The sequence below is a fragment of the Enterorhabdus sp. P55 genome (assembly GCF_009911695.1).
In the GTDB taxonomy this organism is placed as follows: Bacteria; Actinomycetota; Coriobacteriia; order Coriobacteriales; family Eggerthellaceae; genus Enterorhabdus.
This window is the reverse complement of record NZ_QWKK01000016.1, coordinates 1-25,363: the sequence shown is the minus strand read 5'-3', so window position 1 is coordinate 25,363 and position 25,363 is coordinate 1. Positions and strand designations below refer to the sequence as shown.

Genomic DNA, 25,363 nt, shown 5'->3' with positions numbered 1-25,363 from the left:
CATCCTGTAGTTTCCCGGAGGTGTCGCCAGGGCATGAAAAAGCCCCGCCGTGGCGGGGCTGGTGGACGGGCGGATCGTGAGCCGTTCCGTCGTTCCCTGGGTTGTGGGGCTAGATGCCAGTGGCGATCCTGCCGAGCGTGGCCATGGCAACGTCGAGGGCGGCCTGGAATACCGACCCCGCGACCTCCTTGGCCTTGCGCATCGTGGAGTTCTCGATCAGGTACTCAGCGCCGTCGGCCGTGAGCATCGCGTCCTCGAACCGCACGGCCCGCTCCCCGTCGTAGTACCTCTTCACCGTGATGCCGGTGGCGAGCCCCTTGTCCACGGCCGACTGGGCGGCCGCGGCGAGCATGGTCGCGTTCGCTCCGCAGATATCCCGCGCCTGCGACTCGGACGGCGGGAGCTCGCGCTTCATGCACTCGTAGAGGTAGGCGAGCAGCTTGTAGAGGATGACGGGCAGGTCGTCGTTAGACATGCTGGGCCCCCGCTCTCTTGCGGCGCTCCTTCCGCATCTCGACGATCTTCCTGACCATCGCGTCATGCTTCTGCTGTTCTTCGGCGGTGAGCACTGGCGGTGCCTCGGAGGCGGTGTCGTCGATGGTAAAAGCCCATTCTAGCGCCTTGTGATCTTGAACCATTTCGCCTCCTCGTTTTCCAGGTAAAGGGCGTCCTGCGCCATCTTCTCTACGGCCTTGCTGTCCGATTCCGCGGGATTTGCACCCCTGACGTCATTGATTATTTCATTATACGCCTCCACGACGCCCTCTCGGAGGACGCGCGGCAGGTAGATCGCCCCGTCGTGGCAGACGATGACCGAGGCTCTGGCCCACTCGTGCTTCGCGAGCGTGCAGATGTCGGTGGCCGACGGCGGGCCGCTCGCCGGGTGGTTGTGGAGCAGCACCACCCCTCCTGGCACCCTGTCTATCCTGTCGACCTGCTCTGCGGCGAACCCGCTTGCGAAGTCAGCCGGAGGCCGCCCGAAGGTGTCGGCGACGAGCTCCCCCGTCCTCCACGAGATGGCGCAGAGCCTCTCCCCGGCCGTGCCGTCGCGATCCTCCAGGATGCGCATCGCCTGCTGGTGCGCCGTCTCCGCAGCCCGCTTCGGGAGGCCGAGCTCGCCGAACCGCGCCTTGTACGCCGCCCCGTTCACCACGCGCCTCCTGACGGCGTAGTCCTCGCTGTAGCCGTCCCCGCGCTCCTTCCTCGACACCTTGCCCTCCGCCGCGAGCTGGGCCATGCTCCTCACCCTCGGCATGTCCCCTGCCCATTCGCGCGCCGGCTTGCGGTGGAGGACTGGCGCGCCGGTCTTGCTGGCCGCGTTGGCGTCGGCTATCAGCCCGCGCATGGCCGCCTGGCTCCTCTTGAGCCCGTCCTTCGCCTTGGCCAGGCCCGCGCGGCCCTCGGCGTCGCCCAGGGCGTCGTATGCCTGCTGGGCGCCGCGCACCTCCCGCTTGGCCTCGCGGATGCGCCGCTCCAGGGCGCGCTGGCGCTGCTCCAGGCGGTAGACCTCCTCGCCGGGCAGTCCGCTGGGGTGCTTGGGGTCTGGCTCGTAGGCATGGGTCGCGCCGTGGCGGTACGGCCCGAAGGAGTGCCGGCAGTTGGCGCCCATGAGCCCGTCCACGCTGCCGTAGCCGGTCGCTGCGTAGAAGTCGGGGTAGCGGACGCCCTCGATCTCCACATCCCCGACGAGGCTGTAGCACCTGCCCTGCCAGGGCCGGTGCTCCGGGCGGCTGTCGCAGTGGCTCGAAACCTCCACGAGCGTGACGCCGAGCACGCCCATGCGCCGCTCGGTCATCCGTGCGCCGTCCTGGGCGATCTGGGTGCGGACGTGCCTGCGCACCGCCACGTCCACCTTGTTGCGCACGGTTACGCGCCCGGTCTCGGCGTCCTGGTAGGTGATGACGGAGACGCCCTCGCGCTCAAGCTTGCGCACCGCCCGGTGCAGCGCCCGCTCGGCGGTGGCCATGCCGGTGTTGGCGAGGGTCACGGCCTCGATGGACGCGGAGAGGAACGCCTGCTTTGCGCCCTCCACCATCTGGATGTTGTCGCGCGCGAGGACGAGGGCGATACCGTCCACGGTGGCGGCCACCTGCTGCGGCCACATCGGCTCGCCGCCGGCCCTGGCCGCGTCGTCGGCGTCGGAGGCGGCCAGCATCTCCTCGGCGGTGGCGCGCACCGCCTCGTCGATCTCGCCGGCATGGTCGTCGATGATGCGGCGCAGCTCCCCGGCGTGGGTCTGCGCGAGGAGCGCGATCTCGGTCACGGTGCGCCGGGTGATGCCGTCGCCGGCGAGCATGGCCGCCACCAGATGGTCGAGCATCCGGGCCTCTATGCCGTTGTACACGGCCGCCACGGCGTCGCCCGCGGCCTCGATCTGATCGGGGGACAGCATCAGTAGCCGGGGTCGGCGGCAGCGGCCTCGTCGGGCACGGCCTCTGCGGCCTCCTCCTCGGTGAAGTCGTGGTACTGCACCAGGTAGCGCCGAATGAGGGCCGGGACGCCCAGAATGCTGATCTCCGCCAGCGCCATGTTCTTGTCGGTGTTCACGTCCGTGATGATGCTGTCGTCGAAGTCGATGCGCACCTCGGCGCACGGGTCTACCGGCGTCCCGCACAGGTGGCGGCACACGCCGGCCACGCCGCGCACGAGGCGGACGACCGACCGCTCCAGGGCGTTCTGGTGCTTTCTGAGCGACCTGACGAGCATGGAGGAGTCGCTGACCACCTCGGTCGCGGTCTTGAGCCCGGCCTTGCCGTCCCAAGACCAGTAGTTGTCCCCGAGCCCGCAGGTGAGCGCCAGCATCTTGAGCCCGGCGCTCACGGCCTCCTCGTTCTCGGCCACGCAGAGGCTCGGCTGGATCACGTCCATCTGCTTGGCGCCCTCCTCACCGGGAGGGACGCGGTACACGATGTCGTCGGCCTCGCCGAAGGCGTCGTACACCGTCTTGTCCGTGCCGTCGGGCGCCTTGACCTTGCGCTTCGCGACCATGGTGTCGGCCACGAACATCTTGGGGCGCCCGACGCGCATGTGGGTGAGGAACGAGGTCAGGGCCTCGTCGGTCGCCTTTATGGCGCTGATGCCCTTGGCGAACACGCTGGCGCCCATCGCGCAGCTCTCGAACAGGGTGTTCGGCGTCGAGGGCCTCACGATGGCGAAGGTCGGCAGCGGGGACTTGGTGTCGAGGTCGGGCAGAACCTCGTCGGGGTACGTACGGCGGTGGCCCTTGGTGTCGAACAGCTGCGTGAGGATGTGGTAGGTGCCACCCACGAGCACGTGGGCCTGGCACTGGTCGTAGTCCTTGCCCCCGACCTCGACGCGCGAGGCGAATGCGCACTGCGTGCACCCGTCCGCAGACCACGTGAGGGGCATGACCTGCCCGCCCGTGTACCCAGCGATCCTGATGTCCGCGTGGGGGTTGGCTAGCCCGTCGCCCGACACCCCGCCCGCGCTGATGGCCCACGCGCCGGTTCCCAGGGCGAAGGAGCGGGCCACGAACTCGGCCTGCCCCACGCCGAACCCCGCGAAGTGCCGCCCGATGACGCCGGCCATCTCCTCGTCGGGCGACGTGATGTCCAACCGCTCGTTCATGAGCAGGTTGCTCCACTCCTCGGCCACCGCCGCCGCGGGGTGCAGCGACTCCCGGTGGACGGGGAAGGTCTCCTGCCCGCGCTGCACGGTGTAGTCGTACCATGCGTTGCGCGCCGCGTACCAGCCCTCCCACTCCGCGATGGCCCCGGCCATCCGCGTGTCCGGGGCGTAGCCGAGCTCCCCGAGCCAATCAACCATGTACGAGTAGACGCCGTTTCCCTTCGCCATCACAGCCCCTGCCTGATCCAGATGGACGCGGCGTAGCCCACCGCGTCTATCGCGTCGTCGTTCACCTTGGGCAGTGTCTCCGTGATGTCGCCTGACGGCGTTATGACGTACTCGAGGGCCGGGAACTGCTCGGCCGCCAGGGGGCAAGTCTCGGGGTCGATCACGATGCGGGAGCAGCGGTTGAGCCACCTCACGCGCTCGGCGGGGGAGTTGACGCCCTGCTTGTACGCCTTGCGAGCCGCCAGCCCCTGCTGGCGGTAGTACAGGATCATGCCCTTTGCCGCGCTGTCGCACCACAGGTCGGCGTCCTCCTCGCCGAACTGCCCCAGCCGCTCGGCCAGAAGCGGCGCGGTCTGCGTGTCGTGGGCGTCGTGCCCGGTCGCCGTGTCCTCGTCCAACAGCCACAGGACGCCCTCGTCCACGTCGTAGGCCACGCGGATGTGCACCCACGGGTGCACGCTGCCCGCGTCCACGCCGTGGCTGATGTTGTCGAGGGAGGCGCGCTCCTCGTCGGTGATGGGGCGCACCTCGATGATCTCCGGGTCGATGACGTTGGCGCCCGTGCCTGTGGCCACGCCGTCGTACTCGTGGCGGTACGCCTTGGGGTTGCGCGCCTTGAGGGCTTCCGCCACGGCGATGAACGCGTCGCCCAGCCACGCCCTCGGCGCATCCGTCCAGTGCGAGCGATGCACGGTGCGGCCTTCCTGGGGCTGCTTGCTCTCGCGGTTGACCCAGGCGTTGGCCGATACGGGCGGGTTGTAGCTGAGGAACGTCCACGTGGGCAGGTCGCCGCCACCGCGCAGCACCGTCTGCTTCACGTTGCGGACGTAGCGGTAGCCGGGGAACTGGCTGGCCTCCTCGAACCACACGTATGCGATATAGCCCTCCTCGGGCGCCAGGCCCTTGAGAGGGGAATCCTCGGGGTTCACGTTGTCCGCTCCGAAGAAGTAGATCACGTTGCCCGTCGGCCTGTGCACGGCCTGCAGGGGCGACTTGCCCCATGTGAACTCGTCGGCCACGCCCATCCTCCGGGCGGCCTTCTTGATCTCCGCATAGACGGAGGTGCGCAGCTTGTTCGTCCGGTTGCGCATGCAGAGGGCATTGCGCCCCTGCACGGTGGTCACGCCGTTCACGATCTCGGTGGCGATGTGGCTGGTCTTGAGCGAGCCGCGCCCGCCTTCCTCCCATATCTCCTCGAACTCGTGGGCGATGATGGAGCGGTGCAGGTCGATGAAGGCGCGCCCGATGAGCAGCCCGAAGTCGTACACCCTCAGGATGCCGTCAGCCTTGCCCGTATCGTCGGGCAGAACGTCCAGCAGCTTGGAGCCTGTGGCCATCATTGCATCGGTGGCCGCCTTGTCGATGAAGCCCTCTCGCGCCCTCTCCACGGCTATCTTGGATGCATGGGCGTTCAGGGCCGCCATTCGGTCGATGACGGCCGCACGCGACGCGACAGCCTGCTCTGCGGCCGCATCCTGCAACTCCTTGACCCTTGCGGAAACCTTGGGCATCTTCTCAAGGCGGCAAGCCTGCGAGTCCACCGCCGAGTCCTTCCACTTGACAGACTTCGGGTAGGCCTCGCGGTACGCTTGGCGCTGTGAAAGCCCACGGGCGCGGGCCTGGCAGTATCTCTCCTGGGGGGCGGTGAGCACTAGAAGCGTTCCCTGTGCTGTGTGACGCGCTTGCACCAAGGGCACCACATGGTCTTTACGTGGTCGCGCTTGCGCAGGTGGCCGCGCCTGCGCCGTATCGGCATCGTGCCGCCGCACCGGCAGCACCTCATCTGGCTGAGCGGCATCGGCTCACCTCCTCGGCCTGGATTCTCTCGGACGTGTCGCTCCCTCCAACGGCGAGGGCCGCCCCGGAGGACGGCCCAAGCCTTGGAGGAGAGAAGGGGAGGTGGGGGATGAGACCTCCCTATGGCATCATCCGGCAGGTGTCGCCTGCCGCGACCTCGGGGACGGGCGGCGGCGCCAGCCCCGCGCCCCCTCCCTCACGACACCGGCCCCAGCTCGTGGATGCGACCTCCTATGACTGCGAACCTGCCGACGGGCTCTATGCACCTGTGCGTCCCCTTGGGCATATGCACGGCCCCCGCGTCCGCCAGGCTCCTCAGGTGCCTGTGGGCGGTCGATGTTGACACGCCCAGCATCGACGCCACGTCCCTGACAGACGGGGGTATGCCCCTCTTGCGCCACCATTCGACGACTGCCCCGTACACCTGCTCGTCAGTCATCATGCACCCCTCTCCATGAGGGCGGTGAGGCGGTCTGCCCATTCTTTGACTTCACCTTTAGATGCACCACACGCAACCGTCGAAACCGCTTTGATCGAAGCGCGCAGCTTCTCCAGGCTGTCAGGCTCGCGGTGGGTCATCATGTAGGCCGGCATCACGACCCCGCCCTCGAACATGAGCGTCCCGCACACTGCCTTGTCGACCTCCATCGGATCGCCCACGGGGCCTCCGGCCACCTTGTCGAAGAACCACACAGTGTCACCGACCTTGACCTCAACGCCTTCGGCGTCGAGCGCCTTCAGCTCGGGTCGCTTGGCGAAATCACCGGGTTCCCCCTCTTGGAGCACATCGCCGTCCTCGCTGTAGAGTGCGAATGACCCGTCGTCCCAAACGCTGAATCCGCCCACGACCCCACCGCAAACCGGACATCCCAGGTGTACGGGCTCCCCGTCGGGGAAGCGCGGCACGGGGACGTACTGGCGCTCGATCTCGTCGGCGAATGCGGCGAGCAGTTCGTCGTTTCCAGCAACCTCGAACTCTTCCCATGCCTCGTTGAATCGGAACGGCCTGTTGCTCGCCCACTCTCTCAGCCGCTCGTGCAGCAGCTTATTGCCCATCATCGTCCTCCTCAAACTCGGCGCCGCAATGGCGGCACTCCTCGTCCCACGGGTTCACCGCTCCCCGGCACTCCGAGCAGACGCTCCACATCGTCCAGCAGTCGCCGGGGAATCGCGGCTCCGCGCCATGGTCGCCGTGGCATACCTCCTTGCGCGCCATGGCCGTCACCGCTCCACGAACACGACTGCGCCGCTCTCGCGGAGTTCCCTGAACGCGTCGTTTCGTACCAGGACGATGGTCTCCTCGTCGGGGCCGTGACCCGCGAAGCCGTCGGTGCAGTCGCCCCAGAAGATGGCGTACTCGCCGTCGACGAAGCTCGTCACCTCCTCGTCGCTCATACAGGCGACCTTCTCGGCCCCCAGCTTCTCGACGGCCAGCTCCCTGAGCTTCCGGGACTGGCCGGTGTATCTTGCAAGGCTCATGATTGCCCTCCTTCTATTCTCGCGCCGCACTTCGGACAATAGACCCAACGGCTGTCGCCGAGGCCATAGCCGCATTCCGAGCACTTCGGGCGGCGCTCTCCGAAGTGCATCTTTCCGGGCACCTTGCGGCACGTGCGCTCGGCGCGGGCGTTCCACTCCTGGACGCCGCGCCGGACGGCCTCATCCTCGTCAACGTCGCCGGGGCTACAACTCCACAGCAGCCCGCAGCCGCACTCAACCTCGTACTCCCACTCGCGACACCCGTATGCCGCAGGGCCTCCGCACAGGCCTCCGGTGACGGGCTGCCCGCACTTGGGGCACGGCTTAAGCTCGTCGCTCATTGCGCCTCCTCCAACCACTCGTTCACGGTCTTGCATGGGATGCCGCACGCCTCGGCGACCTGGCGCTCAAGGCGGGCGCCCCTGGACTGCTCCCAGCCGTCCAGCATGGCCACGCCATCGAAGGCGGGCCTATGGCCGGTAAGCGCGTGGATGCTGTCGCGCATCGCGTCGGGCCATGCGGCCCCCTTGGGCACGAACTCGTGCGGGATGCACGGGTGGCACCCTGCTTCAAACAGCTTGTCAGACGCCGCGCCGAACGCCTCGAAGTTGTCATCCGGCCTCCCCGTCACTGGGCCGATCACGTAGAGCATCACCGGCACCTCACCCCCTCGGCCACCGCCGCGGCGGCGACCACCAGCAGCAGGCCTCCGGCTACCCAGGGCACCGCGGCTAGCACGGCTCCCCCTCGATGGCGTCCAGGAGGACGCGCCACGGGGCCATGTCGTCGATGGGACCGGGCGTGGCGCCGTGCGTCTCCAGCTCCCGCCGGATGTCGCGGGCCATGACGGCCTTGGTGCCGGCGCCGAGCTGGGGCAGCAGCTCCCGGATGCTGTCGGCCACCTCGCGGGACGCGACGGTACCGCGCCCGACGTACCAGCGCACGGCGCCGCAGAGGGCCATGTGGGCGAGGTCGCGCGGCATCGTGACGGATCCGTCCTCGTTCGCGCCCCCTCTCAGGTCGCGCCCGCACATGGGGCAGTAGTTCAGCCGAATAAGCGGGCCGTGCGCCGTCCAGTCGTTTGCGGTAAACAGGTGACCGCCGGAGATCGCGAGGTACTTGACTCGCTTGCTCTGCGTCTCTGCTTCCATCACAATGGGATGCTCGCCCTCGCAATGCACGCACATGGCTACTCACCTTCCTCCAAAACGGTCAGAGACCCCTTGCCGACTCTGGTTACCTTGAGGCTGACCCCACAGCATTGGCACGGTGTGGTCCGTATCTCCATGCCGTAGCTGTTTGATCCGGTTATCTTGACCTCAGAGCCTTTTACTATCACTCCGAACCTGTTCTCGATGTCGCAGTCAGCAACGGCCCGCTTGCCCACGCAGCTCTTCATCGTCACGTTCTTTGGGATCATTTCGCGCCTCCCTTCTCGCACACCTCGCGCTGGCGGCGCAGCAGGTCGGCCACCATGGCTGAGGTCGCCTTCTCGCGGTCTGGGTCGTCGCCCAGGTTGATGCCCCGCTGGGCGCAGTAGGCGGTAGGCGGCAGGGACGCCTCGGCGTCGATGTCCTCCTGGGTATCCTCGGGCAGGGGCGCCACCGGCGTGTCCCGCGACCCCATGACGATGTCGTAGTCGTCGCATCCGAACAGCACCCATCCGCCGCTGTCGGAGACCCGGTAGCTCCTGACCCTGCCGGCCAGGGTCGCGGCGCGGCCGCCGACCTCCACCGGCTCGCCGCCCTCGTACCGGGGGCGGGGCAGCCAGGCGCGATCCACCCACTTGACGACCGACTCGCCGTCCCGCAGGGCCGGCCAGCCCTCGGCCGCGGCGATGACCGCCATGCCGTCCCGCGCGCTCGCCTCGCGCGCCTCGGCGACCTCGGCGTCCATCATGTCTGCAAGCGCGGACAGCATGCGCCTCAGGCACACGCCGCAGCCCCGCTCGCAGCACCTGGGCTCCTCGAGCCCGACGGTTCGGGCGATCGTCATCGGCGTGCAGCCAGGCCCCTCGTAAGCCTCGCGCAGCCTCTCGGCCACGCCCTTCTTCGCTTCTCCCATGTCCTATCCTTCCTCGTCGTACTCGTAGTCCGGCTCGTAGCCGCACTCGGCCATGGCCCTCATGCCCGGCTCGATCCAGCACTCGTCGATGTCTCGATCCTCGGCGCGCAGGCGGCAGATTCCCACGTCGGTGCCTGGGCACCACGCCGCGTGCGCGCAGTCCCCGCAGGTGCCGTGCTCGCAGGCCCACGCCCACGCCTCGCGCATCCTGGCCGCGTCCTGGGGCGTGTGCCAGGGCTCCGGCGCCCACATCACCCGAGCCTCCGCCATCCCGGCATCGACAGGGCCGCGAGGTAGTCCGCCGGCTCGTCGAGGAGCAGGTACTCCCAGTGGCCCCCGCAGACGGGGAAGGGCAGGTCCCCGAGCGCCCGGCTCGCCTGCCTCGTCTCCGCCCAGCGGAAGTGCAGCCGGTTGTGGTGGGCCAGGCCGTGGCAGTAGGGCCTGCCGTCGGCGTCCTTGAGGTTGCTCCCGAAGCCGCACAGCGTGATCGTGGGCTTGGCCACCTCCCGTCCGTGCTCGTCGTAGAGGACGCCTGCCCCGCGCCGTACCGGGTGGTGCTGCTCGAGGGGGCCGGGCCGCCCGCAGACCGGGCACCACGGCATGCGAACCGACGGCCTGCCCATGAGGGGCCGCCACATCTCCGGCAGCGTCGACACCCTAGCCATGGATCCTCCTGTCAGCCCCGTCCAGGTGGACGGAGTCGGTCATCTCGGCGAGGCGCGACGCTATGGCCACGCCGACCTCGCCCTCGCTGATGCGGCGGGCCACCTCGCCTCGGGTGAAGTTGCTCGTAACGACCACCGGGAGCATCGAGTTGTAACGCTCGTTCACGATGTCGAACAGGCGCTCGGCCGCGTAGGGGGTGCAGGCCGCCTCCTTGCCCAGGTCGTCGAGGACGAGCAGGCCGCAGCTCGAGAGCGACGAGACGGCCTCGCCAGCGCCCTTGCTCCGCGAGCGGATGCCCTCGAGCAGGGAGGGAACGACGGCGAATCGCACGTCCATGCCGCGCATCAGGCACAGCAGGGCCGCCGCGCAGGCGAGGTGGGTCTTGCCGGTGCCGTTCCCGCCGTGGAGGTACACCCCGCGCCCCGCGAGCACCTTGGCCGAGACAGCCTGGGCCTTGGGGTGCTCGGCCTCGGCGTAGCGCCTCGGGATACCCGCGCGCTCCACGCGCCTGGCGGCCTGGCGCACGAGGCGCGCCCGCTCCTCGTCGGCCTCCCTGCGCTCGAGCTCGGCCCTCTCCGCCGCCGCCCCGGGGCAGGGGCAGGGGCGCGTGGCCACCCGCACCTCCCTCCCGTTGACGACGACCGTGAGGGGCTCGAGGGGCGCCCCGCAGTGGGGGCAGCTAGTCGTAGGCGGCATAGCGGCTCTCCTCCTCCCGGTGCCCGGCGGCCTGGGCCATGTACTGCTCGAAGTGGTCGGGGCTGAACAGCGTGTTCGGCGTCAGGGCCTTTGCGAACTGCGTGCCCCTCCACTCGTCGCGCTTGTAGGCGACCATGGCGCGGACCTCCTCGACCGTGTGGCGGCCCTGGGCCTGGCGCAGGGTGCGGGCGCATGGCGCCGGGAGGTGGGTGTAGTCCCGCCCCAGCTCCTCGTTGAGGGCCCCGAGGCACATGACCGCGAAGGAGCCTTCCGAAGGGGGTAGGGGGTTGTCTTGGCATGGAATGGTCTGGCCTGGCTTGGATTGGCTTGGGTTTCCGTTCTCCGAAACGGGGGTTCCCCCTTCCGAAAACGGGGGTTTCTGGTTTTCGGAACCCCCGTTTTCGCCGGCAGCGGAAACCTCGCCCGCGTCGGCCGGTGGCGCCGCGGTGGCCTTGCGCTTGGTCTTGGAGCCCCTGGGCCGGCCGCCCTTGTTGTTCTCCCGGGCGTCCCGCGAGTTGTCGATGTCCTCGCGCACGGCCTCGAAGATCGCCGAGAGCGGGTAGCAGAACCCGGGGTCGGCGCCGGTGAGGCCGTACTCGATGATGGCGAGGGCCATGGTCTTGCGGTCGCCCTCGTCCGGGATGCCGTCGAGCACCCTCTTGAACTTGTCGAAGCAGGTGAAGCTCATGCGGCCTCCTAGAACTCGATGTCTTCCGCGACGAGCTCCACCTCGTAGGGCTCGTCTTCGGCGTCCTCCAGCGGCCAGGCCATGCGCTGGACGATGCTCACGGCGGCGGCCACGTCGGCCTCGCAGAACTTCTCCGGCGGCTTGCCGAGTTGCCGTGAGACCTCCTCCATGGCCTCGGGCACGGGGATGCCGCGCTCGCGCTTGGCTGCGGTGAGGGCCGCCCTGTAGGCGTCGAGGGGGGACGCCGGGGCAGCCTGGGGTGCCGGCTCGACCGCCTCGACGACCGCCTCGCGCGGCGCCTCGTAGGGCGCGGAGGCCTGGTCCATCTCCTCGGCGCCGTAGAGGCCGCCCAAGTCCTCGGGGAACGCCTCGCGCAGGGCGTGGCAGATGGCCACCTTGCGAATCATGGTCGCCGGTATCTTCAGCCAGTTGCTCTTGCCGGTGTTGTACTCCGCGAAGGACACCTCGTCGTACATCGGGGCCTCGTAGCCGTCGACGTAGACCCGGCACCAGCCGCCTGCCAGGGACTCGCCCCGCAGCAGCATGGAGCCGGCCCTCTGGCACAGCTTGCCGTCGGCCTCGATGACCGTGATGCCCGCCTCGAAGCCGCGGAACTTGGAGTTGCGCTGTGCGCGCTTGGTGAAGGTCTCCTTGCCGGCGATGATGGTGGCGGGGCCGCTCCCGTACTTCACCAGGTAGGCGTCCTTCGTGAAGGGGTTGAGGCGCTGCGCCTGGCAGAGGCGCATGAACGTCTTGATCTCCTGCGACGTGATGTTCCCCGTGGCGTTGCCGTTGGCGGCCATGAGGTCGCGCACGTCCTGCTCGGTCACGGTGATGTCCTGGCCGTTGTCGGCCTGGTACTGGACGATCTCGCTAGCCACGGCGCACCTCCCCCTTGCACTTGATCGACGCCCCGGTCACGCCCTCGGCCCTCAGGGCGTCGGCCACGCGTTGGGCGTCGTCGCGCGTCCCCTCGAACTCCATGGTCAGCGACCACACGAAGGCGGGGTCGGCCGCGGGCCCTGGCCGCGGGGCGGGCTCGGGCTCCGGGGCGCGCTCGGGCTCCGGAGCGCGCTCGGCCGCCACCCTGGCGGCCTCCTCCTGGGCGGCCTTGAACTCGGCTATGCGCCGGTCGCGCTCGGCGAGCTCCGCCCCGTGGCGCAGCGCGGCGGCCACGTCGAGCGTCTCGGCGTAGCGCGCCACCACCTCGTCTTTGTGGGGCGTCTCGGCGGCCATGAGGGCCTGGTAGCCCTCGAGGGCGCGCTCCGCGGCCTCCTGCACGAGCGAGAGGGCCTTGGTCTCGGCGACGGAGCGGTTGAGCCAGCCCTCGTCCAGGACGGCCGAGAAGGGGATGACGCCCGCCAGGGCGCCGGCGCATCCCCCGTACTCCTCGGCCAGCAGCTCGCGGCGCATCGCCCGGAACCGCTCGTCTGCCTCGTCGACCTGCGCCTTGAGCCCGGAGCGGGCCGCGTCGATCTTGGCCGTGATGCCCTTGACGCGGGCCTCGAAGGCCTTGAGCGGGGCCTCGTAGGCGCGCTTGACGCGCTTGCGCTCCTCCTCGATGGGCGCCTTGAGCCTGTTGAGGTCGGCCATGCACCGCCGCCCCTCCTTGACCTGCTCCTCGTCCGCCGGGTCGATGACCGCCCCGACGTAGGGGGCCACCTGGGCGTCCACGTAGGCCTCGAGCGCGGCGAGGTTGTCCTCGATGACGGCGGGGGAGCAGGTCACCCGCAGCTCGGAGGCCGGCTCGATGACCTCCGCGAAGAGCTCGACGGCCTCACTCATCGCCAGCCTCCTCGAGCATCGCGATGAGCGCGATCTCCTCGTCGCATGCGACGTACCCGCAGGAGGCGAGGGCCTCGCCCAGGTCGGCGAACTCGCCCAGGCGGTCGTCCATCGCCTTGCCCTCCCAGTCGTAGGGCTGTCTGGCGTGGCTCAGGTAGCCGTTGATCACGTCCGCCGGCCCCTTGGGGAGGACGAGTCCGCGGCGCTCTATGTAAGAGCTGACGCAGTAGCTGTACGGGCCGTCGTCCGCGAGGGCGGCGACCGCCCCGAGCCCCTCGGCGATGTTGCCGTCGAGCCACGCCTCGCGGTGCTCCTTGGTCGCCTCCCAGAGCCGCCTGAGCTCGGCCATGCGGGCGCGCTCGGCCTCGAGGGTGGGGTCTACCTCCTCCTCGACGGGGCATCGCAGCTCGAAGCCGTCGCCCCACCTCTTGGGCACGGCCACGCAGCCGTCCGGCAGCTCGTCGGGGATGTCGGAGGCGCTCTCCACGGAGCACATGAACCGCAGGCCGTCCCCGGAGTCCGCCAGCGGCACCCCGCGCGCCTCGAGCGCGGCGCAGAGGGCCGCGAGGCGCTCCCTGCGGGCCCTGCGGTCGCGCGCGTTGCGCTCGACCTCGGGGAAGTCCCGCTCGGAGCACGTGGTCAGCAGCTCCACCGCGTCCGGGTCGTCCTCGAAGTCGGCGATGGCGATGAGGCGCAGCAGGGACATGTCGTCGGCCGCGTCGTCCACGAGCCTGCGGGCGCGGCGCACCTTGGCCACCTTCTCCGGCTCGATGCCGACTGCCTCCGAGACGTACTCGTCGGAGGCGATCAGCGCGAGCTGTTGAACGAGCCGCGACTTCTCGACCGGCTCGTAGGCCTTCTTCTCGTCGGTGCGGATGGCGGCCTCTATGAGGGCCTCGGGCGTGTCGTCCTCGTCGATGATGGCGGGGAACGTCTTGGTGCCCAGCTGGCGCATGGCCATGACGCGGGAGTTGCCCGCCTTCACGCGGTATATGCCGCCGTCGCGCACGAGCGTCACCAGCTCGTCCGGGACGCCCTTCTTGGCCATGGACCGGGCGAGCGCCTCGACGTAGGCCCTGTTCTCCTTGGTGGAGTAGTCGCGAGACAGGTACTGGTTGCCGTACTCGTCCTCCACCGGGTAAACGTCGTCGATGCTGACGACCTCTATCACTTGCATTCTCTCGCTCCCATCTGGGGTTTTGATCAAACCCGCATTGATCTGACTTTTTTCTCGACGCGCTCCTTGCGCTTCTGGGCCGCCTTGACCTCGCGCATGAGGTTGCGCGTGAGCGCCTCCTCGCATGCGAGCTCGTGGGCCTCCTCGGCCCTCGCCCTCGCGTAGTAGGACAGCCCCGCGGTCGGCGGGGGAGGGGGCATCGGGTCGCGCCTGCTCTCCACCTCGGCCTCGGTCGCCTCGTAGGTGGCGCGCTCCTCGGGCGGCAGCAGGGCCATGAGCTCCGCTATCTTGGCGTGCACCTCCGCTAGCTGCGCCCTCCTCCTGCACGGCTCGCAGAAGCCGTCCCGGCCCATGCGGCCGGAGAGGCGCCCGCAGGCCGGGCAGGAGGAGAGCCTGGGCTCGTGGTGCCGGAGGTCTACGGGCACGCCCTCCTTGCGGAGGTGGTAGGCCTTGCACTCGACCGAGCGCGACGAGCGCCTGAGGTGCCGGCAGATGTCGCGCTTGGGCACGCGCCCGGCGCTCTCGACGAGGTAGCGCACCTCCGACACGCTCCACGGCCTGCACCTGGCCCCCCTACGCAAGGCCGTCCTCGATGGTGACGACGATGCGGGGGTCTGCGGTGCGGGCGAACTCGCAGGAGTAGCCGGCCACCTCGTCCCACCCGTCGTCTGGGATGAGCCCTGCCTCCACCAGCGCGTCCTCGATGACCTTCACGGCGAACGACGCGATGTTGGACTTGTCGCGCAGGCGCGCCCCCTTGCGGGCCGGGGCCTCGAAGAACTGGTAGCGGACGCGCACCGGGCCGCCGTGGGGCCTGAGGCGCGCGGCCCTGGCGCACCACAGCACCGCGTCCTGGGCCTCGCGCTTCATCTTGGCGCCCGCCATGGGGTGGGCGCGGCAGGCGCGGGTGTACTCGTTGAGACCGGGGAGCCGGCCGGGGATGGTCATGCGCTGGATCACGCGGCCCTCACCCCCTCGGCCGCCTCCTGCCAGGTCGCGGCCTCGAATCTTGTGGAGAGCGCCACGTGGTCGCGCCACATGGACTCCAGGTCAACCCGGTCGACGTCGGCCTCGCGGGGGAAGATGACGCCCGCCAGGTCGCGCCGGAACATGAGCAGGTAGCGGCTGAGCACGCTCCACAGGTTGTTGTCCATGCGGAACTCCATGCACTCGCTGATGGGGAGGCCCTGCTGAGACGCCAGCACGAACAGGTCGCCGCGCCGGATGCGCGGCCAGCCCTCGCCGGCGGCCCGCTCGCACAGGCCCACGAGGCGCAGCCACTTGGCCGGGTAGTCCTCGGCGATCCATGCGCATGCCTCCTCGACGCGCATGGCCGGGGTGCGGGCGGCGCCGTCGTAGAGGGCGGGGGTGACGTCATGCATGGAGTGCCACCTCCTGCCCGCGCTCGTAGCCCCTGCCGTAGCCCTCCTGGTATGCGCAGCCGTAGCCCCACAGCAGCGACGCCGCTGCCGCCGCGATCACGAGGACGAGGAGCACGTCGAGGACGCGGATGCGGTAAGATTCGCATCGTGCCGGCCCTGCCGGCTTTCTGCGGCGGGGGCGCCGCTTAGCTTCCCGGCCTGCTGGCGCCCCCGCTTCCACTCCTCGAGCCGCCGGACGTTCTCCGGGTCCGCGTAGAACCGGTGCATGTGCCCCAGGACCGTACGGCACATGCACCTCTGCGCGGGCGTCACGCCGCCTCATGTCCGGAGCCTTCCGCGCTGACCACGACGGCGCCGAGCTCCGCGCTCAGGTAGTAGCCGCCGTCGGTCACGGCGTCCAGCACGTAGCTGGGGGCGGTGAGGATGGAGAGGCGCCCGTCGTGCCCGATGGAGAGGGTCACGACATCGCCCCGCCGCCGGCTCTCGCAGATGAGGCCGACCACCTCCCTTATGCTTCTCTCGCTCATGGTTCCTCCTCTACAGGTTCTTGATCTCTTCGAGCAGCCCGCCGCCGATGCCCACGGCGCTCACCTTGGCCTCCGCCTCCAGGATGTCCGCGTAGGCGCTGCCGAGAACGGCCACGGCCCCAGGGTCTGCCTGGCTGTGCTCCATGCAGGCGACCACGGTCTCCTTGGCGCGGTCGCTCAGGGTCTTGCCTTCCATTCTGGTGCTCCTTCCTGTGCTAGCTGACCTTCTTGCACTTGCTCTCGTCGCGGCCGTAGAGCGGGCCGATGGGCAGGGCGAAAACGTCTGCCAGCGCCCAGGCGTTCTCCAGCGTGATGCGGTTCTCGCCCTTCTCGTAGGCGCCGATGGTCGCGCTTGGGATGCCCGATTCTTCCGCGAGTTTTTCGCGGCTCCATCCAAGGCGCGCGCGTTCGGCCCTAATGACCTCGGCGACTTTCTCCTTGGTACAGGCCATAGATTTCCTCCTTCCTTGGTTCTCGCAGCGATCTGGGGGATGCAATGCCGTGGCGGGGATTGCATCTGCCAGATCACTGCGAAAGCGGTGGGCATCGAACAGCTTGGAGGGGAGCGGTTGCCCTGTCTGATAGACTTTCCTTTGTCCTTTTCTAGAGAAAGGAGGCCCTTCTATGGCCGACTTTTTGAGGACGCGGTCCCTGCTTGTTGGGTGAGCCGTAAGGTGTAAGGCCCCGAAAGTCACCCATGCGAAGCCGTTGCGCTAACAACGGGTCGAGGCGCGCTGTCGGTAATGCTGGCGAAGTCGGTAAGCCGGTTACGGAGCGTCACCGCGAGGTGAGCCAGCCAGCGCAGTGTCATGTGCAGCGCAGGGAAAGAGCCTAGCGGCGGGGCCGGGCGCACGGTTAGCGACGTGTGGCCGCCCGCCGTTCCCCTCCAAGCTGTTCGATTCTCAAGAGTGCCCCGCGTTGTTAGCGTCGGCGCGGGTGCCCTGACGGGGGGGGCGAGTTTTGGGGCATCCCGAGCCCGTGTTGCCTAGCGATCTGCGAGCAGCCGGGTGATGTCCTCGTGCACCTTCTCCTCGGACACGCCGAACAGCTCGGCGATGAGGGACTGCTGGGCGCACGCCTCGGTGGCGGCGGGCTGGACGAACGTCTCGCGGTGCCTCTCCCTGATGTCGGGGGCGACGCCCCGGTTCTTCTCGTGCGCCTCCAGGAACCGCCTTTCGGCGTCGGAGGCGATCTCGATGGCCTTGCGGTACAGCTTCTCGTTTCTCATGTCGGTTCCCTTCCCTTCCTCTGCCAGGCCTTATGTTTTTTCGGAGTCAGTGACAATTCGATGGGTGTTTCGCGATTGCGGTAGTCGCCAGGTCGCCCTGGGTCTATTTCGCGTTTTCCCAGGTGCGACACCTTTGGTCGAATTGCGGCGTGAACCGGAACGGCCGACATATCGCGCTTCTTCGCTACTCGCGCAGCAACCCGCGCTACCTCGACGTTGCCAAGCGACGCCGTCGCGCTTCTCGGGCTTTGCGCGTCGTGATCGAGGTGGCGACGTGGCTACTTACCACGGGGATTCCGGCGGCGCTCTTCTGGGTCGAGCTTCTTGGCGATGTCGCGCAGCTGTAGCTGGATGTAGAGCAGCGAGCCGATCACGGCAGCCATGAAGGCGACGAGCAGCCCATCCACGGCTACCACTGGGGTCTCCCGGCGGCTCGGCGGTGCAGCTTCTCGTTCCTCATGGCTTACGCCTCCTCGCAGAACGCGGCCTCAAGGGTCGCGATGATCTCGAGCGCCGCGTCGAGCGCCTCGTCGCCGGGCTCGCCGTCGAGGCCGCGGTCGTAGGCGTAGGCCTCGCGGCCGTCGGGGTCGAGGACGCGCAGGCGGGACACGTTGCCGCCTTCCTCGAAGCGGGCGGTGGGGATTCCCCACATGCTCGGCTCGGCGAACACCTGGGCCTCGAAGGCGTAGCCGTCGGCGGTCTCCCCGGAGACCCAGTTGCTCCGGCCTGCGTCGTATGCGGTGCGGTTGATCTTCATTGCGACTCCGTCCTTCATTTTTAAGGCGATTCCCCTTAAACAAGTAAGTATCTTAGGGGAATTAGTACAAATGTCAACAAGATTTTGCAAAAAAGATTGCCGATTTTGTACATTTCCCCTAAGATTCTGCGGTATAGGGAGGTCCCGCATGAAAACGCAGCTTCAACGAATCAGAAAAGAACGGGGCTTTAAGAGCGCCAAGGCTTTCGCCGACCACATCGGAATGAACCCCCACACCTATACAGACTACGAGCAAGGGCGTAGGACGTTCACGCTTGAGAGTGCCTGGGAGTTTGCCGACGCCCTTGAGTGCACCCTCGACGATCTTGCGGGGCGCAAGTTCGTGGCCGAGAGGTACCAGGACGAGCGCCAGGCCGTCATGAACGAGGACTACGCCCACCTCTCAGACGCCGGGAAGGACGCGGCCGCCGGGGCAGTGAGGGGCATCCGCGCGTCAGAAGGCGCGCGAGCTGGGGCGGCGGGGCTGGAAGATCGTCAGATCGCAGCGTCCGCGTAAGGGGTAGCCGTGCAGCTGGTTTCTTGCGACAGCCCGAGGCTTGGCGGACGTGCGGCCATCTACGCGCGGTTTTCGTCCGACAGCCAGCGAGACGAGTCCATCGAGATACAGGTGGAGCACTGCACCGCGTTCATCGGCTCGAGGGGCTGGGAGGTCGCGCGGGTATACACCGACTACGGGGTGAGCGGCACGACGGACGCCCGCCCGGGGTTCCAGGCCGCCGTCGCCGACGGCGAGGCCGGCGCCTACGACATCCTGGTGTACCTCAAGAACGACCGCTTCGCCCGCAACATCGAGGTCTCGCGTCGGTACAAGAGGCGCCTCAAGGCCGCGGGCCTGCGCCTGTTCTCCGTCCGCGAGGGGGAGAGCGACGACGCTCCGGCGAGCTTCCTGCACGAGGCGATGGACGAGGCCATAGCCGAGTACTATTCCCGGAACCTGGCGGTGCTCATCCGCGACGGCATCCGGAAGAACGCCGAGCGGTGCATGGCCAACGGCCAGCCCATGTACGGGTGGGACATCGTGGACGGCTTCCACGTGGTCAACGAGCAGGAGCGCGCCGTCCTCGTCCGGGCCAAGGACATGCTGCTCGCCGGCAGCACGCTGGCGGAGATCACCAGGGCCCTCGAGCCCGACTTCCGCGGCAAGAGGGGAGGCTCCCTGAACATCGGCACCCTGACGAGGATGCTCCGGAGGGTGCAGAACTGCGGGACGTACAGCTACGCCGGCCACGTCGTCCGGGATGGCATCCCGGCGCTCTGGACGGAGGGGGAACAGGAGGCCATCTTGGACATCTTGGACACGCACGCCATGCCGAGCAAGAAGGCGAACACCGCGCGGTTCTCGCTCACCGGCAAGCTCCTCCACCTGGAGGGCGACGACCTCGCCCCCATGGTCGGCACGAGCGGCACGTCGTCGAGCGGGAGGCGCCACTACTACTACAAGTGCGACGCGCACGGCTTCAACGTGAGGCGGGACGACATCGAGCAGGCGGTGGCGGATGCCGTCATGGGCAGGCTGGGGTCGAGCGAGGTCAGGTCGGCCATCGCCGACCTCGTTCTCGAGATGGAGGACGGCGACGGCCCGCGGCAGTCGGACATGCTTGCGGAGGAGCTCGGGCGAATCGACCAGACCTTCGAGCGCATCTGGCGCGCCATCGAGGACGGTATCGCCCCTCCTGGCGGCAGGGAGCGGGTCGAGGCCCTCACGGCTCGCAGGGAGGACGTTGAGAGGCGCCTCGCCGACGCCAGGGCCGCCGAGTCCTATCGGCTCGATCGGGATGCGGTCGAGTACTGGCTCGAGAACATGGCCGCTGACCTCGACAGGCAGACCATCTGCGAGACGTTCGTCAAGCGCGTGGTCATCGTTGGCGGCGACTTGCATATCCTTCTTGTTGTGGATGACGACGTGGGGCCGTCGCGTGGCGGCGAGGTGCTTGGGCTGTTCGACCAAGCTAACGTCATCCCGACCAGCGACTTCACGGGAGCCGGCACGCGCCGGCTCTTTTTTGCGCCGGAGACGGCAAGGCCCCCGGCCTCGCGGAGGGAGGCCGTCGGGGAGGGGCTGGCTGCTCCCGTCGGCCGGGCTAGGTTGTGGGGGGCGCTCGACGGCTCGGGCGCCGGCGGGCCCTGTCGACGCTGCGGGTGCGTGTTGCGAGACGGGGGGGGGTTCGCGGCGCGTCGGGCCCCGCCGTCGTTTTGCGTGCAATTTCGACGACTTTGTGACAAAAATCAGGCGAAGGGGAGCTACTTCGGCCTCGCGATGGGGGTATGACGACAACGCGGTCATCGCTTACCTGGGAAAACGCGCGATGCGTGATGCGATCTCCGGGTCCGGTTGTCGCAAAGTCGTCGAAATTGTGCAGTTTTTCTCGCCGGGCGTCGCGCCCGTCGAGCGTCGTGGGCCCCCGTCGCCCCGTCGGACGCCGCCTCCGCCCTCTGCCAGGTGCTGTCCCTCCGCCCTCCGCCAAGCGTCGCGCCCGCCGCCGGTCCCGCCGTTCTGCCGAGCGTCGCGCTCGCCCGTGCCCCTCCGTCTCCGCTGTCCCCGCCGAACCCCGCCGCCCCCGCCGGCCCCCTGGCCCTGCTGAGCGTCGCGCTCGCCCGCTGCTGGGTGCTGCCTCCCGGCCCCCGTCGACCCCGCCACCTCCGCCCCGCAGGCGCGATTCTCCCGTGAGGTGGCTCGGCGGCATGTCGCGGTTCCTGCGGGCGCGTAACGGATCATCGCCCGATGACTCCGCGTCACGTCTCCAGCCGTCTCGGTTGCGTATCATCCGCTCCCAACTGCGAAGAAGGGAGCGATCATGGAGAACACGAGGAGCGGATCTGCGGGCATGGCGCCCGGCGCCGACGCGGCTGCGGCCCCGGCGGGCGTCGAGGACGCCGGGGCCGCAGCCGAGATGTCCGGCGTGCGGGCGGCCGCGGGCGCCCTCGGGGCCGCAGCTGCCATCGGCGTGCCGTCCAGCCTGCCGACGGTGCTGCTCATCTGCGGGTCGTTGCGGGAGCGCTCGCTCAACCGCCAGGCGGGCCAGCGCGCGGCCACCCACCTGGCCGGGCGTGCGCAGACGCGCTGGCTCGACTACGCGAATCTGCCGTTCATGAACCAGGACGCGGAGTTCCCCCCGCCCGCCGAGGTGCGCCGCGTTCGCGCCGAGGTGGCGGCGGCCGATGCGGTGTGGGTGTTCTCGCCCGAGTACAACCACGGCGTCCCCGGCGTGCTGAAGAACCTGCTCGACTGGCTGTCGCGCCCGCTTGAGCCCGGCGGATCTGACACCGTGGCCAAGGGCAAGCCGGTGGCCCTCAGCTGCGCCGGCGGTGGCGCGCGGGCGCGCTACTGTGCGGCCGATCTCGCGGAGACGCTCGCGTTCATGCAGGTGGATCTCGTGCAGACCGTCCACGCCCAGGTGGCGCTTACCCGTCAGGACTACACCACCGACGTGCTCCGCCTGACACCCGGCGAGGACGCCGCCCTGGCCCTCCAGGCCGACCTTCTGATGGGGAAGCTCACGGGGAGGCTCGCGCAGCCCCTTCTCTAGAGGAAGTCGACGACGCCGCAGTGGGTGTGGTAGATGGCGCCGCGCACCATGAGGCGGCCCGCGTGCTCGAGGGCGGCCAGCTCGGGCAGCGCGCGCAGCTCGTCGATGGCCGCCTCGGTGTTGAGGACGCTTGCCCGGTAGGGGTCGCGCTCGCTGCCGAGGGCCGCGGTGATGCGCTCGGTGATGGGCGCGAGCGGCCCGGCCTCGCCGTCGAGCGCCGCCTTGATGGCGCCGCAGTGGGTGTGCCCGAGCACGAGCAGGAGCCGCGTGTGCAGGTGCTCGCAGGCGTAGAGGACGCTTGCTGCCTCCGTCGGCCCCACGACGTTGCCCGCCACGCGGATCACGAAGACCTCGCCGAGCCCGGCCATGAAGATGTGCTCGGGGACGACGCGGGAGTCCGCGCAGGTCACAATGGTGGCGAAGGGGCGCTGGCCGTTTTCGAAGAGGTCGCGCACGCGCTCGGGCGACAGGTCGCGGTGGTGGTCGAGCGCCTCCACGTAGATGCGGTTGCCCTCTGCGAGGCGCGCGAGCGCCTCATCAGGCGGGACATGCGCGTCGCCGTCGAAGTCGTCTGCCGTGTATCCGCAGGTCATCAGGTGCCTCCTTGCCTTGCCCGCGCCTTATTCTACTGCGCCTGCCGCAGGTGCCCGGCTTCGTCCCCCGCGTCTCGCCGATATCGCCGGTTTCCGGTCAGGCGGGCGGGCGAGGATGGCGCTGCTGCCGAGCGGGGGAGGCGGTAAAGACGAAAGCCGTTTGGCGATGCGGTGCTGGACGGAGGCGCGGGAAAAGGGGCGGGGGCGGGGCCGTCGGCTGCGCCATTTCCGCCTTTGTCCGGCGGGCCATCGCTGCGCGCGGCGTGTTCGCGCGCCGGCAGGCAACAGGCTGTTGCTTTACGGGACGCTGTGGACGTGATTAGATGGGCCAACCGACTGAAAGGAGCCCCGCCATGCCCGTCGATTCCGCCGCCATCTCCGGCGCATCCCCCGTCAGCCCCGCCCCCGTTGCGCCGGCCGCGCCCCCGCTGCGCCAGTCCGCCTTCGGCATGCCGGTGGGCGCGCTGCTTCCCCGCCTACGCGAGGAGCGCGGCCTCACCCAGCAGCAGCTGGCCGACCGCCTCTACGTGACGCGCCAGGCCGTCTCGCGCTGGGAGCGCGGCGAGACGCGTCCCGGCATCGACATGATCAAGCTCATCGCCGCCGTGCTCGACGTGCCCGTGACCCTGCTCATGGAGATGCCGCCCGAGGGCGCCTTCTGCCAGAGCTGCGGCATGTACCTCACCCGCGACGAGGATCGCGCCCGCGCTGCCGACGGCACGCCTTCCGACGAGTGGTGCGCCTGGTGCGTGAAGGAGGACGGCAGCTATGCCGCCGACTGCACGATGGAGGAGATGATCGAGTTCTGCGCGCCGATGATGGCCCAGGCCAACGACGTGTCCCCCGACGACGCCGTCTCCCTCATGGGCGTGGTGCTCCCCCAGCTCAAGCGCTGGCGCGCGGAATAGGGCGGGGAAGGGGCGGGGCCGGAGCCGGGGCATCGCAGCGGGGCGCCCCGGCGGTTCCGCGTCCTGAAAAGGGAAAGGAGCCCCGAGAGGCTCCTTCCTGCCCGATCTGCCGGTGCCAGGCCTGCTTGGCCCGGGCGCGGTTGTAGCGCGTGTCGCCGTGCGGGCCGTGGCCGCAGGCGTAGCCGTTGTAGCGCGGCTTGCCCGCCAGCGTGGCCTCCTCGGCCGTCTGGCGCCAGACCACCGTGCCGCTGGGTGCGCTGCGGCGCTTCCGCTTCTTGGACATATCGCCTCACCTCCTTCAGGCTCGCAGGAAACGTTTGTCATAGTACCATAGGGTCGTATGCACGCAGCCGTCTGGCTGCGGTAGGCCGCGAATTGCGGAGGAGGGTGTCGTGGCGGACGCCCCTCGCTCTTCGGAGGGCACGCGATTGGCGGATGTGCGGTTCTTGCGGCTAAAGTGGCCAAAAAAGACGAGCTGACGACGGTGGAGGTGGCATTTCGCGCCTCTTCCGCGCTTCCCAAGGAAGAGTATCCTATAGGTAACTTTTACGACCTGGGGTTTTGCTGCGAAGGGTGTCGAAGAGCGCTTGCCCCTTGTCGTCAACTCGTCTTTTTTGGCCACTTTGCGAGTGATGCTCTCCTCAAGCCGGCTGCTTGTCGGTGCCGGGGGATGCATTTAGGTGGAGCCTCGATTCGCGCTCGATAGCCCTGGAGCTGCGGATGCCTCAGATGCTACGCGTTGCGCGCTGCTTGCCGGCCGTCGGTGCGGCGGCTAGGCGGTGGGGGAGAGGGCGCGCTCGTAGGCGAGGCGTGGGGCGCCGGCCTCCAGCCCCTCGGCGAGGGTGACGGTGCCGCAGCGGGCGAATCCGGCCTTGGCCAGAGCGCGCTGCATGGGGACGTTGTCGGCGTGGGTGTCGATGCGCACCGAGGCCAGGCCCTCGGCGGCGGCCTTCTCGCAGGCGAAGGCGAGCAGCGTTCCGGCCAGGCCGCGTCCGCGCAGATCGGGGTCGACGGCCAGGCGGTGGATGGCGGCGTAGGGGCCGTCTGTGAGCCAGGCGCCGTCGATGGTCGCGTATGAGGGGTCGGGGCCTGCGCAGTAGCGCATCATGCCCGCCACACGTCCCTCGTCGAGGGCCGCGTAGGCGCCGCCCGCGGCGATGTCGGCCTCCCATACAGCGCGGTTGGGATAGCCGTTCTGCCACTGGTCGAGTCCGAGCGCGGCCATGGCGGCTTGCGCGCGCTCGGTGAGAGCAACGATGGCGTCCAGCTGCTCCGGATGCGCGATGACGATCTCCACGGCGGCTCCCTTCCTCGGCGGTGTCGTCCGCGCATCATAGCGGACGACACCGCGGGTGGCAACGGCGCGCGGCGCACGGCCGAGGACGGGGCGCCGCCGGTGAGCGCGGGCCGTCGGGCGCCGGTGGCGGCGGGCTGTACGGTGAAGGCGGGAGTTCCTGGCCAAAAACACCGCGGTTTACGCAGATTCTGCCGACGCTGGTGGCGCATGCCGGATCCGCGCTGCGATAGGCCCTCGTCAGGATGATTCTCGTCCGGGGATAGTCAGCCGGGAGCGTCGCGCGGCGCCTTCCAGCAGCGGAAAGCGTGGCGTTTTTGGCCAGAAACTTCCCGGGGAGGGCGAGGCGGCGGATCGGGTGCGAACGGCGGCGGCCCTGGGGCCAGGGGTTTGCCGGACGGAGCGTCGTCGCGGGGAGGGGCCTCATCGGCGCGGAGCGCGACAGAACGTCCGGGTGATCCGTGCCGTGGTCGGTGACGGCCCAAGCGAATGTCAGCCGGCTGCGTCTGCGCGAGTTGAGTCGCCGCGGTCATCGCCCCGGCGTCTCGGTGACTTGTGTGGCGCACGGCGGCGGGCGGTGCCTTGGCAGCGAAGACGGGAGTTTCTGGCCAAAAACACCGCGGTTTACGCGGGCTTCGTCGGGTTTGGTCGCTCTCGTCGAATCAGCACTGCAATACCCCCTCGTCAGGATGATTTTCAATTGAAGATAATCAGCTGAGAGGGTAGCGAAACGTCCTCCAATGGCGGAAACCATGCTGATTTTGGCCCGAAACTTCTCCGAAGGGGCAAGGCGGCGAGTCGGGGCATCGCTCGCGGCAGTCGCGACTCGAGCGCTGGTGGGAAGAGGCGCTCGCGGGGCGCACAGGGGGGGCGGGCGCTGTTCATCCGGCGGCTCGCCCGCCGGCCCGCACGCCCGCGCACGCCGCCCCGCCCGACGGCTCGCCTGCCGGTCCGCCCG

37 protein-coding genes are annotated in these 25,363 nt (G+C 69.0%); 4 read left to right on the top strand and 33 right to left on the bottom strand.

Going from position 1 to position 25,363, the window contains the following annotated elements; genetic code table 11:
* Positions 1-109 precede the first annotated feature (109 nt).
* The 30 genes from D1643_RS03065 to D1643_RS02920 form a co-directional block, all read right to left on the bottom strand.
* The gene (locus tag D1643_RS03065) at positions 110-475 is read right to left on the bottom strand and encodes a YjcQ family protein (protein ID WP_160708519.1); all 366 of its coding nucleotides are present in this window, start codon (positions 473-475) and stop codon (positions 110-112) included.
* Positions 468-638 (bottom strand): hypothetical protein, encoded by a 171-nt coding sequence (locus D1643_RS03060; protein ID WP_160708517.1) that lies wholly within the window; start codon positions 636-638, stop codon positions 468-470. Before D1643_RS03060 ends, D1643_RS03065 begins: the two co-directional genes overlap by 8 nt.
* A complete protein-coding gene (locus D1643_RS03055; protein WP_160708515.1) occupies positions 614-2,392 on the bottom strand; it encodes a phage minor capsid protein in 1,779 nt (592 codons plus the stop codon). Before D1643_RS03055 ends, D1643_RS03060 begins: the two co-directional genes overlap by 25 nt.
* Complete coding sequence (locus D1643_RS03050; protein WP_160708513.1) at positions 2,392-3,816, bottom strand: phage portal protein; 1,425 nt, start codon at positions 3,814-3,816, stop codon at positions 2,392-2,394. The genes D1643_RS03055 and D1643_RS03050 overlap by 1 nt, the downstream gene beginning before the upstream one ends.
* Complete coding sequence (locus D1643_RS03045; RefSeq protein ID WP_160708511.1) at positions 3,816-5,468, bottom strand: PBSX family phage terminase large subunit; 1,653 nt, start codon at positions 5,466-5,468, stop codon at positions 3,816-3,818. Before D1643_RS03045 ends, D1643_RS03050 begins: the two co-directional genes overlap by 1 nt.
* A gap of 341 nt (positions 5,469-5,809) precedes the next feature.
* The gene (locus D1643_RS03040; protein ID WP_160708509.1) at positions 5,810-6,052 is read right to left on the bottom strand and encodes a LexA family transcriptional regulator; all 243 of its coding nucleotides are present in this window, start codon (positions 6,050-6,052) and stop codon (positions 5,810-5,812) included.
* Positions 6,052-6,669 (bottom strand): hypothetical protein, encoded by a 618-nt coding sequence (locus D1643_RS03035; protein ID WP_160708507.1) that lies wholly within the window; start codon positions 6,667-6,669, stop codon positions 6,052-6,054. The genes D1643_RS03040 and D1643_RS03035 overlap by 1 nt, the downstream gene beginning before the upstream one ends.
* Entirely contained in the window at positions 6,659-6,829 is a 171-nt protein-coding gene (locus D1643_RS03030; RefSeq protein WP_160708505.1) for a hypothetical protein, read from the bottom strand. The genes D1643_RS03035 and D1643_RS03030 overlap by 11 nt, the downstream gene beginning before the upstream one ends.
* Before the next feature lie 5 nt (positions 6,830-6,834).
* Positions 6,835-7,092 (bottom strand): hypothetical protein, encoded by a 258-nt coding sequence (locus D1643_RS03025; protein WP_160708503.1) that lies wholly within the window; start codon positions 7,090-7,092, stop codon positions 6,835-6,837.
* The gene (locus D1643_RS03020) at positions 7,089-7,433 is read right to left on the bottom strand and encodes a hypothetical protein (RefSeq protein ID WP_160708501.1); all 345 of its coding nucleotides are present in this window, start codon (positions 7,431-7,433) and stop codon (positions 7,089-7,091) included. Before D1643_RS03020 ends, D1643_RS03025 begins: the two co-directional genes overlap by 4 nt.
* Complete coding sequence (locus D1643_RS03015) at positions 7,430-7,744, bottom strand: DUF4406 domain-containing protein (RefSeq protein ID WP_160708499.1); 315 nt, start codon at positions 7,742-7,744, stop codon at positions 7,430-7,432. The genes D1643_RS03020 and D1643_RS03015 overlap by 4 nt, the downstream gene beginning before the upstream one ends.
* Positions 7,745-7,823: 79 nt before the next feature.
* A complete protein-coding gene (locus D1643_RS03010) occupies positions 7,824-8,279 on the bottom strand; it encodes a hypothetical protein (protein WP_160708497.1) in 456 nt (151 codons plus the stop codon).
* A gap of 2 nt (positions 8,280-8,281) precedes the next feature.
* Entirely contained in the window at positions 8,282-8,512 is a 231-nt protein-coding gene (locus D1643_RS03005; protein WP_160708495.1) for a hypothetical protein, read from the bottom strand.
* Entirely contained in the window at positions 8,509-9,156 is a 648-nt protein-coding gene (locus tag D1643_RS03000) for a hypothetical protein (protein ID WP_160708493.1), read from the bottom strand. Before D1643_RS03000 ends, D1643_RS03005 begins: the two co-directional genes overlap by 4 nt.
* Before the next feature lie 3 nt (positions 9,157-9,159).
* Positions 9,160-9,408, bottom strand: coding sequence for a hypothetical protein (locus D1643_RS02995; RefSeq protein WP_160708491.1), 249 nt, complete (start codon positions 9,406-9,408; stop codon positions 9,160-9,162).
* Positions 9,408-9,821: a hypothetical protein gene (locus tag D1643_RS02990; protein ID WP_160708489.1), complete on the bottom strand. Its 414-nt coding sequence runs from the start codon at positions 9,819-9,821 to the stop codon at positions 9,408-9,410. Before D1643_RS02990 ends, D1643_RS02995 begins: the two co-directional genes overlap by 1 nt.
* Positions 9,814-10,518, bottom strand: coding sequence for an ATP-binding protein (locus tag D1643_RS02985; RefSeq protein WP_160708487.1), 705 nt, complete (start codon positions 10,516-10,518; stop codon positions 9,814-9,816). Before D1643_RS02985 ends, D1643_RS02990 begins: the two co-directional genes overlap by 8 nt.
* The gene (locus tag D1643_RS02980; RefSeq protein ID WP_160708485.1) at positions 10,502-11,206 is read right to left on the bottom strand and encodes a conserved phage C-terminal domain-containing protein; all 705 of its coding nucleotides are present in this window, start codon (positions 11,204-11,206) and stop codon (positions 10,502-10,504) included. The genes D1643_RS02985 and D1643_RS02980 overlap by 17 nt, the downstream gene beginning before the upstream one ends.
* Before the next feature lie 8 nt (positions 11,207-11,214).
* Positions 11,215-12,087: a phage recombination protein Bet gene (gene bet, locus D1643_RS02975; RefSeq protein WP_160708483.1), complete on the bottom strand. Its 873-nt coding sequence runs from the start codon at positions 12,085-12,087 to the stop codon at positions 11,215-11,217.
* Positions 12,080-12,991: a DUF1351 domain-containing protein gene (locus D1643_RS02970; RefSeq protein WP_160708481.1), complete on the bottom strand. Its 912-nt coding sequence runs from the start codon at positions 12,989-12,991 to the stop codon at positions 12,080-12,082. The genes bet and D1643_RS02970 overlap by 8 nt, the downstream gene beginning before the upstream one ends.
* Positions 12,984-14,168, bottom strand: a complete 1,185-nt coding sequence (locus D1643_RS02965) for a ParB N-terminal domain-containing protein (RefSeq protein WP_160708479.1) — start codon at positions 14,166-14,168, stop codon at positions 12,984-12,986. Before D1643_RS02965 ends, D1643_RS02970 begins: the two co-directional genes overlap by 8 nt.
* A 26-nt stretch (positions 14,169-14,194) precedes the next feature.
* A complete protein-coding gene (locus tag D1643_RS02960) occupies positions 14,195-14,707 on the bottom strand; it encodes a hypothetical protein (RefSeq protein ID WP_160708477.1) in 513 nt (170 codons plus the stop codon).
* A 34-nt stretch (positions 14,708-14,741) separates the two neighbouring features.
* Positions 14,742-15,128: a RusA family crossover junction endodeoxyribonuclease gene (locus D1643_RS02955; RefSeq protein ID WP_160708475.1), complete on the bottom strand. Its 387-nt coding sequence runs from the start codon at positions 15,126-15,128 to the stop codon at positions 14,742-14,744.
* Complete coding sequence (locus D1643_RS02950; RefSeq protein WP_160708473.1) at positions 15,125-15,550, bottom strand: hypothetical protein; 426 nt, start codon at positions 15,548-15,550, stop codon at positions 15,125-15,127. The genes D1643_RS02955 and D1643_RS02950 overlap by 4 nt, the downstream gene beginning before the upstream one ends.
* 308 nt (positions 15,551-15,858) lie before the next feature.
* Positions 15,859-16,077 carry a hypothetical protein gene (locus tag D1643_RS02945; RefSeq protein ID WP_160708471.1) on the bottom strand — a complete coding sequence of 73 codons (219 nt, stop codon included), beginning with the start codon at positions 16,075-16,077 and terminating at the stop codon, positions 15,859-15,861.
* A gap of 10 nt (positions 16,078-16,087) precedes the next feature.
* The gene (locus D1643_RS02940) at positions 16,088-16,273 is read right to left on the bottom strand and encodes a hypothetical protein (RefSeq protein WP_160708469.1); all 186 of its coding nucleotides are present in this window, start codon (positions 16,271-16,273) and stop codon (positions 16,088-16,090) included.
* A 19-nt stretch (positions 16,274-16,292) separates the two neighbouring features.
* Positions 16,293-16,529: a helix-turn-helix domain-containing protein gene (locus tag D1643_RS02935; protein WP_160708467.1), complete on the bottom strand. Its 237-nt coding sequence runs from the start codon at positions 16,527-16,529 to the stop codon at positions 16,293-16,295.
* 533 nt (positions 16,530-17,062) lie between these two features.
* On the bottom strand, positions 17,063-17,305 hold the full coding sequence (locus D1643_RS02930) for a hypothetical protein (protein ID WP_160708465.1): 243 nt from the start codon (positions 17,303-17,305) through the stop codon (positions 17,063-17,065).
* A gap of 278 nt (positions 17,306-17,583) precedes the next feature.
* A complete protein-coding gene (locus tag D1643_RS02925) occupies positions 17,584-17,721 on the bottom strand; it encodes a hypothetical protein (protein ID WP_160708463.1) in 138 nt (45 codons plus the stop codon).
* Positions 17,722-17,768: 47 nt separating this feature from the next.
* Positions 17,769-18,062, bottom strand: a complete 294-nt coding sequence (locus D1643_RS02920) for a hypothetical protein (protein WP_160708461.1) — start codon at positions 18,060-18,062, stop codon at positions 17,769-17,771.
* 148 nt (positions 18,063-18,210) lie between these two features.
* On the opposite strand from D1643_RS02920, the gene D1643_RS02915 reads away from it, so the two are divergent.
* The 3 genes from D1643_RS02915 to D1643_RS02905 all read left to right on the top strand — a co-directional run bounded on the left by D1643_RS02915 (position 18,211) and on the right by D1643_RS02905 (position 21,610).
* The gene (locus tag D1643_RS02915) at positions 18,211-18,579 is read left to right on the top strand and encodes a helix-turn-helix transcriptional regulator (protein ID WP_160708459.1); all 369 of its coding nucleotides are present in this window, start codon (positions 18,211-18,213) and stop codon (positions 18,577-18,579) included.
* 9 nt (positions 18,580-18,588) lie between these two features.
* Positions 18,589-20,352 (top strand): recombinase family protein, encoded by a 1,764-nt coding sequence (locus D1643_RS02910; protein ID WP_160708457.1) that lies wholly within the window; start codon positions 18,589-18,591, stop codon positions 20,350-20,352.
* 526 nt (positions 20,353-20,878) lie between these two features.
* Positions 20,879-21,610, top strand: coding sequence for an NADPH-dependent FMN reductase (locus D1643_RS02905; protein WP_201750931.1), 732 nt, complete (start codon positions 20,879-20,881; stop codon positions 21,608-21,610).
* Here the strand turns inward: D1643_RS02905 and D1643_RS02900 are convergent.
* A complete protein-coding gene (locus D1643_RS02900) occupies positions 21,607-22,203 on the bottom strand; it encodes a carbonic anhydrase (protein ID WP_160708455.1) in 597 nt (198 codons plus the stop codon). The two genes, D1643_RS02905 and D1643_RS02900, sit on opposite strands and share 4 nt — an antisense overlap.
* Positions 22,204-22,556: 353 nt before the next feature.
* Between D1643_RS02900 and D1643_RS02895 the strand changes: the two genes are divergently transcribed.
* On the top strand, positions 22,557-23,111 hold the full coding sequence (locus D1643_RS02895) for a zinc ribbon domain-containing protein (RefSeq protein ID WP_236643336.1): 555 nt from the start codon (positions 22,557-22,559) through the stop codon (positions 23,109-23,111).
* Here the strand turns inward: D1643_RS02895 and D1643_RS02890 are convergent.
* On the bottom strand, positions 23,089-23,394 hold the full coding sequence (locus tag D1643_RS02890; protein WP_160708453.1) for a hypothetical protein: 306 nt from the start codon (positions 23,392-23,394) through the stop codon (positions 23,089-23,091). The two genes, D1643_RS02895 and D1643_RS02890, sit on opposite strands and share 23 nt — an antisense overlap.
* Before the next feature lie 489 nt (positions 23,395-23,883).
* Positions 23,884-24,408: a GNAT family N-acetyltransferase gene (locus D1643_RS11760; protein WP_160708451.1), complete on the bottom strand. Its 525-nt coding sequence runs from the start codon at positions 24,406-24,408 to the stop codon at positions 23,884-23,886.
* Positions 24,409-25,363 lie beyond the last annotated feature (955 nt).